Origin of the sequence: Streptomyces anandii JCM 4720, assembly GCF_014650655.1 — a bacterium.
GTDB lineage: Bacteria > Actinomycetota > Actinomycetes > Streptomycetales > Streptomycetaceae > Streptomyces > Streptomyces anandii.
The window spans coordinates 319,825-330,594 of sequence record NZ_BMVJ01000006.1; the positions used below are offsets into that span (position 1 = coordinate 319,825).

Annotated in this window: 9 protein-coding genes and 2 pseudogenes; 7 read left to right on the forward strand and 4 right to left on the reverse strand. The window is 73.5% G+C overall.

Going from position 1 to position 10,770, the window contains the following annotated elements:
• The 3 genes and pseudogenes from IE249_RS37195 to tatA all read left to right on the forward strand — a co-directional run.
• Nucleotides 1-102, forward strand: a pseudogene (locus IE249_RS37195) (transcriptional regulator); the annotation flags it as partial.
• Nucleotides 92-2,737, forward strand: coding sequence for a magnesium-translocating P-type ATPase (mgtA, locus tag IE249_RS14125; RefSeq protein WP_189705157.1), 2,646 nt, complete (start codon nucleotides 92-94; stop codon nucleotides 2,735-2,737). The pseudogene IE249_RS37195 and the gene mgtA, both read left to right, overlap by 11 nt.
• Before the next feature lie 114 nt (nucleotides 2,738-2,851).
• On the forward strand, nucleotides 2,852-3,112 hold the full coding sequence (gene tatA / locus IE249_RS14130) for a Sec-independent protein translocase subunit TatA (protein WP_189705158.1): 261 nt from the start codon (nucleotides 2,852-2,854) through the stop codon (nucleotides 3,110-3,112).
• A gap of 106 nt (nucleotides 3,113-3,218) precedes the next feature.
• Here the strand turns inward: tatA and IE249_RS14135 are convergent, their stop codons facing one another.
• Both IE249_RS14135 and IE249_RS14140 read right to left on the reverse strand, forming a co-directional pair.
• Complete coding sequence (locus IE249_RS14135) at nucleotides 3,219-3,698, reverse strand: DUF6114 domain-containing protein (RefSeq protein WP_189705159.1); 480 nt, start codon at nucleotides 3,696-3,698, stop codon at nucleotides 3,219-3,221.
• 4 nt (nucleotides 3,699-3,702) lie between these two features.
• Nucleotides 3,703-4,368: a DUF6230 family protein gene (locus IE249_RS14140; protein WP_189705222.1), complete on the reverse strand. Its 666-nt coding sequence runs from the start codon at nucleotides 4,366-4,368 to the stop codon at nucleotides 3,703-3,705.
• A gap of 552 nt (nucleotides 4,369-4,920) precedes the next feature.
• On the opposite strand from IE249_RS14140, the gene IE249_RS14145 reads away from it, so the two are divergent.
• Nucleotides 4,921-5,574 carry a Tat pathway signal sequence domain protein gene (locus tag IE249_RS14145; protein WP_189705160.1) on the forward strand — a complete coding sequence of 218 codons (654 nt, stop codon included), beginning with the start codon at nucleotides 4,921-4,923 and terminating at the stop codon, nucleotides 5,572-5,574.
• An 18-nt stretch (nucleotides 5,575-5,592) separates the two neighbouring features.
• Here IE249_RS14145 and IE249_RS14150 read toward each other — a convergent pair whose 3' ends face one another.
• On the reverse strand, nucleotides 5,593-6,492 hold the full coding sequence (locus tag IE249_RS14150) for a lytic polysaccharide monooxygenase auxiliary activity family 9 protein (RefSeq protein ID WP_189705161.1): 900 nt from the start codon (nucleotides 6,490-6,492) through the stop codon (nucleotides 5,593-5,595).
• Nucleotides 6,493-6,597: 105 nt separating this feature from the next.
• The gene (locus tag IE249_RS14155) at nucleotides 6,598-7,263 is read right to left on the reverse strand and encodes a ScbR family autoregulator-binding transcription factor (protein ID WP_189705162.1); all 666 of its coding nucleotides are present in this window, start codon (nucleotides 7,261-7,263) and stop codon (nucleotides 6,598-6,600) included.
• Nucleotides 7,264-7,630: 367 nt separating this feature from the next.
• Between IE249_RS14155 and IE249_RS14160 the strand changes: the two genes are divergently transcribed.
• The 3 genes and pseudogenes from IE249_RS14160 to cyc2 all read left to right on the forward strand — a co-directional run.
• Nucleotides 7,631-8,278, forward strand: a complete 648-nt coding sequence (locus tag IE249_RS14160; RefSeq protein WP_189705163.1) for a ScbR family autoregulator-binding transcription factor — start codon at nucleotides 7,631-7,633, stop codon at nucleotides 8,276-8,278.
• Nucleotides 8,279-8,300: 22 nt separating this feature from the next.
• On the forward strand, nucleotides 8,301-9,491 hold the full coding sequence (locus tag IE249_RS14165) for a damage-control phosphatase ARMT1 family protein (RefSeq protein ID WP_189705164.1): 1,191 nt from the start codon (nucleotides 8,301-8,303) through the stop codon (nucleotides 9,489-9,491).
• An 86-nt stretch (nucleotides 9,492-9,577) separates the two neighbouring features.
• Nucleotides 9,578-10,770 (forward strand): annotated as a pseudogene (gene cyc2, locus IE249_RS37200) (germacradienol/geosmin synthase Cyc2); the annotation flags it as partial.

Below are 10,770 nucleotides of genomic sequence, written 5' to 3' on the forward strand. Positions count from 1 at the left end.
GACGACCCCGACGTCGTCGACGTCGTACGCCTCATGGTCGACCGCCTCACCGACCGCGCCGCCCCGGCCGACGCCCCGGCGCGCCGCCTCCGTGGGCTCTGAGCTCGCCGCGGCCGACACCGCCGCCGTGCCGCCGCCCGGCGGTACGACGCTCCAGGTGCTGCGCGACCTCGACAGCGGCCCGCGCGGGCTGACCGACGCCGAGGCGGAGAACCGGCTGGCCGCGGCCGGCGAGAACACCGTCCCCGAGCTCCGCACCGCCTCCTGGTCCCTGCTGTGCGTGCGCGCGCTGCGTGACCCGTTCACCGCCGTACTGCTCTGCCTGGGCCTGGTGTCCACCCTGGTCTCCTCCTGGGGGACGGCCGCGGTGATCCTCGGCCTGGTCGCGGTCAGCTGCGTGCTGCGCGCGAGCGGCGAGCACCGGGCCGACCGGTCCATGGCGGCGCTGCGCGAACTGGTCGCCGGCACCGCCACCGTGCTGCGCCGCCCGCCCGGCGAGGACCGGCCCCGCGCGCGGGAGGTGCCGGTCGCGGAGCTGGTGCCCGGCGATGTGATCCGGCTCGGGCCCGGCGACCTCGTACCGGCGGACGTACGGCTGCTGCGCGCCCGCGGGCTGACCGTGCGCCAGGCCGCCCTCACCGGCGAGTCGGCGCCCGTCGCCAAGACCGCCGTCGAGGTGCCCGGGCAGCGGACGGGGACCGGCGGCCCGTTCGCGTGGCCGCACCTGTGCTTCCAGGGCAGCGGCGTGGCGACCGGCACGGCCACCGCCGTGGTCGTGGCGACGGGCGCGCGCACCCGGTTCGCTTCGGCCCAGGGAAGGCCGGCGCCCGGCACACCGGCGCACAGTACGCAGGCCCACGGCGAATCGGCCCACGGCACGGCGGCCGCGCGGGGGCCGAGCGCCTTCGACCGGTCGGTGCACGGCATCTCCTGGGTGCTGATCCGGTTCATGCTGCTGACCCCGCCGCTGGTGCTGATGGCGAACGCCGCGCTGCGCGGACGGGGCCTGGAGACCCTGCCCTTCGCCGTGGCGGTCGCCGTCGGGCTCACCCCCGAGATGCTCCCGGTGATCGTCACCACCTGCCTGGCCCGCGGCGCCCGGCTGCTCGCCCGGGCCCACGGAGTCATCGTAAAAAGGCTCCCCGCCCTGCACGACCTCGGGGCCGTCGACGTGCTGTGCGTCGACAAGACCGGCACCCTCACCCAGGACCGGCCCGTGGTCGCGCACGCCCTCGACGCGGACGGCCGGGAGGACCCCGAGGTGCTGCGCAGGGCGGCCGTCGGCGCCTGGTGGACCCTCCAGCTCGCCGAACTGCCCGCGCCCGACGCCCTCGACGCGGCCCTGCTGGAGGCCGCCGGGACGGCGGGCGAGGAACACGACGGCATCGCGGCCGTCCCGTTCGATCCGGTACGGCGACTGTCCACCGCCGTGGTCGCGGGCCGTCCCGGCACCCATGTCCTGCTCGTCCGGGGCGCCGTGGAGGACGTACTGGACCGCTGCGTCCTCACCCCCGCCGAACGCGACCGCGTGAGGGTGCTGGCCGAACGCGAGGCGGCGGACGGCCTCCGCCTGATCGCCCTGGCCACGGCCGAACGCCCCGCCCGCGCGCGCGGCTACACCGCCGCGGACGAACGAGGTCTGACCTTCCGCGGCCTGGTCGCCTTCCGCGACGCGCTCGCCCCGACCGCCGCCGAGGCCCTGCGCCGCCTCACCGACGCGGGCGTCACGGTGAAGATCCTCACCGGCGACCACCCCGGCACCGCGCTGCGCGCCTGCCGCGACCTCGGGCTCCCCGTGGCGCCCGCGCAGGTCGTGGACGCGGGCCGGGTGCCCGCCGGGGAACTCGGCGCGCAGGCCGCCCGCGCCACCGTGGTCGCCCGCTGCACCCCGCACGACAAGGCACGCCTCGTCGCCGCCCTGCGGGCCGCCGGGCACACCGTGGGCTTCCTCGGCGACGGCGTCAACGACGTCCCCGCCCTGCGCGCCGCCGACGTCGGCATCGCCCCGCGCGCCGCCTGCGACGCCGCCCGGGAGAGCGCCGACGTGGTCCTCGCGGACAAGGACCTCACCGCGATCGGGCACGCCGTCACCGCCGGCCGCCACGCCAGCGCCAACATCGCCTCCTACCTGCGCGTCACGCTCTCCTCCAACCTGGGCAACGTCATCGCGATGCTCGCCGCGGGCCTGCTGCTGCCCTTCCTGCCCATGCTCCCGGCACAGGTGCTCGCGCAGAACCTCTGCTTCGACGCCGCCCAGGCGGCCTTCGCCCACGACCGCCCGGACCCCTCGGCGCTGCGCCGCCCGACCGTGCTGCGGCCGCGCGCGTTCCTGCGGTTCATCACCGGTTTCGGCGCGCTGAACGCGGTCGCCGACCTCGCCACCTTCGCCGTCCTCGCCGCCGCCCTGCGGGGCCCCGACGCGTTGAACGACGAAGCGGTCTTCCACACGGCCTGGTTCACCGAGAACCTGCTGACCCAGGCCCTGGTGATGGTGCTGCTGCGCACGGGCCGCCGTGGCGGCGCCGGCGCGGCGCGGTCCATCGGCCCGGTGGGCCGGGCGGCGGCCCTCCTCGCGGTGGCCGCACTGCTGCTGCCGGCCGGCCCGCTCGGCCCGCCGCTCGGCCTGACGGCGCTCCCACCGCCGTACTACCTGATGCTCGCCGCCGTCCTGACGCTGTACGCGCTCGCCCTCGCGCCGGCCGTGGCACGCCACGAGCGCGGCGCGGCAGGGCCGTAGGACGGGTTCGACTCACCCCGTCCGGGTTGTACAGTTGCGCAATGTGGCAACCGTGCCCGGCCGGTCCGGCAGGGTGTACGGCCGGAAGAACGTGAGGAAAGGGAGGGCGAGGTCATGCTCCGCAACGGGCTGGAACCCTGGCACCTGCTGATCGTGGCGATCGTGTTCATCGTGCTGTTCGGCTCGAAGAAGCTGCCGGACACCGCCCGCGCGCTGGGCAAGTCGATGCGCATCCTCAAGAGCGAGGCGAAGGCCATGAAGGACGAGAGCGGCACCGCCGCCGCGCCCGGCGGCCGCACGGTGGAGCCGTCCGCCGTCCGCACCTCGGCGGAGGCGGCTCGCGTAGCGGCAGAGCCGCCGGCCCCGGCCGGCTGACCACGCCACGCGGCCGGCTGACCACTCCACGCGGCCGGCTGACCGCGGGCGACGGGCGCCCGCGATCCGCTACGCCCGGCTCGTGACCGTCAGTCGGATGGGACCGTCAGTCGGCCGGGACCGCCGGCGGCGCGGTCGCCGCCGCGGTCGCCGCCGCCTCCCTGCGCCGCTGCCGGCGTCCGCGTCGCGGTTCCTGGTCGGGGAGCCAGCCGAAGGCGAGGCAACTGCCCGTGGCCCCGAGGAGGAGGCCGACGAGGAAGCCGCCCAGGTTCGAGGTGAGCCAGGTGCCGAGGGACAGCAGGATGCCGGTGAGGGAGTAGAAGAGGCGCTGCGCCGGGTTGAAGAGGGTCAGCAGCCCGCACAGCACCATCAGCACGGGCAGCAGATAGCCGGCCAGCCCCTGGATCCCGATGTGCAGGATCACCTTCAGCGACGCCTTCTCGGTGAGCAGGATCTCGGCCCCGCCCAGGGTGAGCAACAGCCCGCCCCAGAAGGGGCGCCGGGAGCGCCAGCGTCGGAAGGCGGCCCGCGGGCTACGGCGCCGGGCGTTTGGCGCCGGCTGCCCGGCGTGTGCGTCGGCCGTCATCGGTTCAGCAACCCGAGTCGCTGAAGCGCAGCTTGAGGCCGGGCAGCTTGAACACGCCCGCCGTCGTGGCGTAGTTGGTCTGCCGCAGGTTGGCGATCCGGACCGTGTCCGCCTGCTGGCTGAACACGCCCTTGGGACCCCGGACGGCCGCCTTGTCGAGGGTGCTCGCATCGTTGCCGATCTCGATCTTGTTGAACGAGGCGTCGCCCGACAGTTCGGTGGAGTCGGTCGTCAGGTCGGTCGCCTGCACCTTGTCGGAGCCGCTGCCCGCGGTGATCACCAGATTGGTGCCGCCGAGGTCGACGCTCTGGCACAGCTTGGTGAGTGTCGCGTTCTTGATGGCGGAGGTCACCACCAGCACCTGTCCGCCGGTGTCGCCCGCGTTGGGGCTGTCCTCGGCCATGTTGTCCAGGGCGCCGAACTGCTCGAAGCCGGTGCCGTTCAGCTCGGTCGCGGTGACCGTGAAGGGCATCCCGGATATCGCGAACTGCACGCCCAGGGCGCCCTGGGCGGTGAGGACGGCCAGTGCCGCGACGGTCAGGGTGGCTGGCACCGCCATGACGGCCGCGCGGCGCAGCCGGACCCGGCCGCGTCCGTCCACGCCGGAACCGCTTTCCGGATGGTCGGCGGAGTACTCGTTGGAGGGTGAGAGGTCCGAGGACGCGGCCATGTCTGCTCCCATGCGCATAGTCCATGCGTAGTCAATGCCTGTACGGGGTCCAGTGGCCCGTTGCCCTGGCGCGGACAGCGGCTGCGGCGCACGCCCCGCGTCTCCCGGTGGATGCAAGGGCTTTCTCGTTACGCGGCAGTAGCCGACTCGGAAGTTACCGGTGGTTACATTTTCGGGTCAAGGTGCTTGTGAAAGAAAGGTGTTCGTTCTGTGCGGCAGCTTTGACTAATCGTCAACTTCCTTGCAGTGCCTTGACGTTGGCCGAGAAGCGGGTCTACAACTCTGCCTGGCCCCGCCGGATCCGTGGCGCCGGATCCGTCGCACGGCGGCACAGCGCGCCGTGCGGTTCCCGGGCTCTTCCCTTCTCGGCGCGTCATCGCCCATCGGCCGGTGCGTGCCGTTCCTCCCCCCTGCCCCGGCCCGGCCGGAGGTCTTCCCCCCAGGCCTTCGGCCGGTCACCGGCCGGCTGCCGTCGCCGGTCCGTCACGCACGGAGAAGGCGTTCACGGGCCGACGACGGCCTCGACCCCCCACCCAGAAACGAGGTTCCCGCATGCGTACGCGTCCCCTCCTCACCCTCGTCGCCGCGACCGCCGCTCTGTGTCTGCCGGCGATCTCCCCCGCCTTCGCGGACGGCGGCGCCGTGCTCACCACGGGCGGCACCGGCGGCACCCCGGTCGCCGTCGGCGACGTCCTCACCGCCCAGCTGGCGAGCGGCACCAACGCCACCCTCTACTCCAGCGCGACCGGCACCAGCGGTGTCTCGTGCACCTCCTCCACGTTCACCGCCACCGTCACCGACAACCCGGCCGCGCCGGGCACGGCGACCGAGTCGGTGACCGGGCAAACCTTCGACAGCAGCAGTTGCACCAGCAATGTCACCGGTGTGCTCGGCGTCAGCGGCATCACGGTCGAACACCTGCCGTACACCACCACCGTGGCCTCCGACGGCACTCTCACCGTGACGCCCGCCAGTGGCTCCACCATCCAGACCACGGTCAAGCTGCGCACCCTGCTGGGCAGCATCACCTGCGTCTACCAGGCCCCCAGCCTGAGCGGCAGGGCCGACAACGCCGACAACAGCATCACCTTCACCAACCAGCAGTTCACCAAGACGTCCGGCTCGTCGCTGTGCTTCGGCAGCGGCTACTTCACCGCCAAGTACGCCCCGGTGACCGACGCGGGCACCTCCGTCTACGTCAACTGATCGCAGTCGTAAGCGAATTCAGCGCCTGCGCAGACGCAGGGCCAGGGCGGCGCCCCCGGTGAGCACCAGCACCGCGGCGGCGCCGCCCGCCACCATGGGGGCGGACGGACCCGAACCGGAGTCCGTGGCCGCGGCCACCGGGCTGCTGTCGGGCGCCGTCGACGCGGGCACGGGCCCTCGCGCAGAGGCGTCCGCGGACCCTCGCGGGGAGGCCTTCGAGGCCTGCGCCGGCGAGGCGGGCGCGTGCCCTCGACTTGACGGTGCCGTCGTGCCCGCCGTCTTCGTCAGCACCACGTCGGAGCACGAGTAGTAGGTGTCCGGCGTGCTGCTGTTCTGCCAGATGGTGAACAGCACGTGGTGGCCCGTCCGGTCGGCGGGCAGCTTCGCCGCGATGTGGTAGGCGCCGCCCGTCAGCGCCGGGTCCGTCACCTGGGCGAAGGGGCGGTCCGGGATCTCGGACCAGGTCAGCGGCTTCGACGGATCGTAACCGGGCTTGGTCAGGTACAGCTTGAACGTGCCCTCGTGCGCGATCGTCGACGCGTACGTCATCGTCATCCGCGCGCCCGCCGTCAGACGCGTGACGGGCCCGTCGGCGCGGGCCAGGTCGAGTCCCTTGTAGGCGGGCAGCCCCCCGCTGCACAGCTTCCCGTCCGGGATCATCTGACGGTCCCGGCCGTCGACGCCCGGCACGCGCAGGTTGTCCCAGGCGGTGAAGGGCGCGCCGTTCGCGGCGACGGCCGCGCGGCAGGCCGCCGTACCGGCACGGGCGCCGCCGTCGGGCGAGCAGGCGAACACCCGGCTGACCGGGTCGGTGGGGGCGCCGTGGGCGAGGGCCGGGCCCGCCGCCCATACGGTGAGCAGGGCAGACGCGGCCACGGCGGCGCCCGTGACCTTGAGCGGGGCGGTGATGCGCGTCATCGCGAAGTCTCCTCGACCGGCGCGGGAACGGTCTGTTCCGTGCAGTACGGGCGCGGAGCGCGGCGCGTTCAAGCCGGCCGGGTACCGGACCCGCCCGCCGGTCCCTCACTCCTGCCCGCCGCGCCCCGGTGTGCCGGTGGACATGCCGGCCAGCACCCGCGCGCCCCGGTCCGGCCGGGTGTCGAGGCCGAGCAGCAGGCCCGGCACCGCGATGCCCGGCAGAACGTGCCCCCACAGCACGGAGATGCGGTGCCCGAGGTCGGCGCGGCCGGTCAGAGCCCGGGACATCAGCTGGATCCCCGCGAAGGTCCCCACCAGCAACTCGGCCGTGTCGCGCGGCTCGACGGTGGGCAGCAACTCGCCCCGCTCGCCGGCCTGCCGCATCAGCCCCGCCAGATGCTCCGCCCACCGCAGGAACGGCCCGGTGTGGTCCACGCCCGGCGGCGCGCACTGGTCCACGGTCAGCCGGACCCCGCCCCGCAGCAGCGCGCTGCCGAGCAGTCGGTGGCCCACCACGAAGGTGGTGTCGATGATCTCCTGGAGTTTGCACGGCTGTTGGGGCACCGCGCCGAGCGGCACCTGCTCGTCGAGCACCGCCTGGGCGAGCGACTCCTTGGACGGGAAGTGGAAGTACAGCGCGCCCTTGGTGACGGCCGCCCTCTCCAGCACCATCGCGATCGTGGCCGAGGTGTAACCGTGCTCGTCGAAGACCGCGCCCGCGGCTTCCAGGATCGCCCTGCGCGTCCTGATGGCGCGTTCCTGCCTCGCCATGAGAACCCCTTCACTGCGCCGGGCCGGCCGGGTCGGGGCCGGTGCGCCGAGCCGGTCGCATGCGCTGCCGGACACCTGCTCCCGGCCGAAAACAAACCGTTCGGCGCGCACTCTAGCGCCCGGCGGTGCGGGCATCCGCCGTCCGGCCGGCCCCGCGTGAGCCCGTCGCCGGTACCGCTTTCCATACCGCGTGCCCTGTTTTCCGGCCCCTACGGCATCCCCTCGGCGAGCCCTGTCGGCCGGTGCTCGGTGAACGGGCCATCCACCCCTGCCCGGTGGACGTCCGTGACGGGTGAGCTATCGTGTACGGGGAGTGAGAAACAAACGGCTTGCCCCGTTCTTCGTGGCTCCGGGAGTGTTTTCGTCGATGCCGAGGCAGTTACGCGCCGAACAGACCCGCGCGACGATCATCACGGCCGCCGCCGACCTCTTCGACCGGCAGGGCTACGAACGCACCAGCCTCAGCGACATCGTGGAGCACGCGCGCGTGACCAAGGGCGCGCTGTACTTCCACTTCGCGGCCAAGGAGGATCTCGCCCAGGCCATCATGGAGTTGCAGTCCAAGGCCTCCAAGCAGGCGGCCGGCGCGGTGGACCGGCAGGGCTGCTCCTCGCTGGAGGCGCTGATCCGCGTCACCTTCGCCCTCACCCGGCTCGCCGTCGAGGGACCCGTCGCCCGCGCGGGACTGCGGCTGGCCACCGGGGGAGTCGAGGTGCGCCCGCCGCTGAAGCACCCGTTCGCCGAGTGGCTGGAGCTCGCCACCCGCAAACTCCTCGGCGCCGTACGGGAGTCGGACGTCCACCCGGACACCGACGTGCACGCCGTCGCGCACTCCCTCGTCTGCTTCTTCGTCGGCACCCGGATCGCGGGCCGGCCCCTGGAACCGGTGGAGCGGCTGCCGCGCCGCACCAGCGAGATGTGGCACCTGCTGATCCGCTCACTGGTGCCCGTCCACCGGCGCCCGCGCTATCTGACGCTCACCACGCAGCTGGAGCGGGAGATCGGCGTCGTATGACCCGCGCGGGTAGCGTGAGCGCATGCCCCAGCTCCCGACCGCGCCCGTGCTCCTCGCCGACGAACCCGGCTCCTTCCCGCACCGCGTGCTCGCCGAACGGCACCCGGCGATCATCCGGCAGGTCCGGGACGCCTTCCCGTACGGCCCCGAGCAGCACCGCGCCCTCGACGCGCTGCTGAGCAGCTGCACCGAGGGCGTTGTCGAGCCGCTCCCGGCCGCCGCGCACGACCTGGAGCGCTGGCGGTCCTGGGGGCTGGACGAGTACACCGGCCGGTCCTGGTTCGAGGTGCCGTGGCTGTGGTCCGAGAGCTACTTCTACCGCTGCCTCCTGGAGGCGGTCGGCCACTTCACGCCCGGTCCCTGGCAGGGCATCGACCCCTTCCGCCCGGCCAAGCTCGCCGAACTCGACGCCCCGGAGACCGACGAGGAACTCGCCGCGCTCGACACCCTCGAAGACGCGCCGGTCGCCGACCGCGCCACCGCGCTCCTCCACGGCTCCCTCTGGGGCAACCGCGCCGACCTCGGCTTCCGGCTGTCGGCGCCGGGAGCCGGGACGACGGCCGTGTCCGGCCTGGTCGCCGACGACAGCGACGCGCTGTGGGCGCTGCTCTCCGGCCTCCCGCCCGGCACGCTGGTCCTCGTCGCCGACAACGCCGGGCGGGAGCTCGTCCCCGATCTGCTGCTCCTCGCGCACCTGCTCGAACACGGCCTCGCGCGACGCGCGGTGCTGCACGTCAAGCCTCACCCGTACTACGTCTCCGACGCCACCACCGCCGACGTCGTCGACGCGGTGCGCCGGCTGACGGCCGCGCGGGGCGCCGCCGCCCGGTACGGGCGCTTCCTGTGGTCCGCGATGGGCGACGGCCGGCTGACCGTCCGCGCGCACCCCTTCTCCTGCGCCCCGCTGCCGTACGCCGAGATGCCCGGCGACCTGCGCGAGCAGTTCGCCGACGGCATGCTGACCGTGTTCAAGGGCGATCTGAACTACCGCCGCCTGGTGGGGGACCGGCGCCGGCCCGCGACCACGCCCTTCGCCGACGTGACCGCGTACTTCCCCGGCCCGGTCGCGGCCCTGCGCACCCTCAAGTCCGAGGTGATCACCGGCCTCGACGCCACGACCGAGGCCGCCCTCGACAGCGAGGAGGGCGGGCGCTGGCGCACCAGCGGCACGCACGCCCTGATCCAGGTGGCGTCCCGAGGGGTGGGCGGATAGCGCCACGAACCGGGGATTTCACGCGATGGTGTGATCAAGTCCCGCCGAACGGATGGCCCAGGACGGCGCCGGGTAGAGCCCCGCCCATGACGCAGCCCTTCGAACTCCCGCACTTCTACATGCCGTATCCCGCGCGGCTCAACCCCCACGTCGACGAGGCCCGCGCCCACTCGACCCGGTGGGCGCGCGAGATGGGCATGCTGGAGGGCTCCGGGATCTGGGAGCAGTCCGACCTCGACGCGCACGACTACGGACTGCTCTGCGCCTGCACCCACCCCGACTGCGACGGACCCGCCCTCTCCCTCATCACCGACTGGTACGTGTGGGTGTTCTTCTTCGACGACCACTTCCTGGAGAAGTACAAGCGCAGCCAGGACCGCGCGGCCGGCAAGGCCCATCTGGACCGGCTGCCCCTGTTCATGCCGCTCGACCTCGCGGCCGAGGTGCCCGAGCCGCGGAACCCGGTCGAGGCGGGCCTCGCCGACCTGTGGGCGCGCACGGTGCCCGCCATGTCCCCCGACTGGCGGCGCCGGTTCGCGGTGGCGACCGAGCACCTGCTGAACGAGTCGCTGTGGGAGCTGTCCAACATCAACGAGGGGCGGATCGCCAACCCCGTCGAGTACATCGAGATGCGCCGCAAGGTCGGCGGCGCCCCCTGGTCGGCGGGGCTCGTGGAGTACGCGACCGCCGAAGTCCCCGCCGCGGCCGCCGGATCCAGGCCGCTGAGGGTACTGATGGAGACCTTCTCCGACGCCGTGCACCTGCGCAACGACCTGTTCTCCTACCAGCGCGAGGTCGAGGACGAGGGTGAGCTCAGCAACGGCGTGCTGGTCCTGGAGACCTTCTTCGGCTGCACCACCCAGGAGGCCGCCGACGCCGTCAACGACGTGCTCACCTCACGCCTGCACCAGTTCGAGCACACCGCGCTCACCGAAGTCCCCGCCCTCGCAGTGGAGTTGGGCCTCACCCCTGACCAGGTGGCGGCGGTGGGCGCATACACCAAGGGACTGCAGGACTGGCAGTCGGGCGGCCACGAGTGGCACATGCGCTCCAGCCGGTACATGAACGAGCGGGCGCGGTCCGCCCGCGGCCGGCCGCACCTGTCCGGCCCCGGCACCTCGGCGGCCGACGTCGGCGCCCTGCTCGCGTCGGCCGGCGCCGAGCGGCTGCGCGCCTACACCCACGTGCCCTTCCAGAAGGTCGGCCCGGCCCGCATCCCCGATCTCCGCATGCCCTACGAGCTCCAGCTCAGCCCCCACCTGGACGCGGCGCGCCGGGG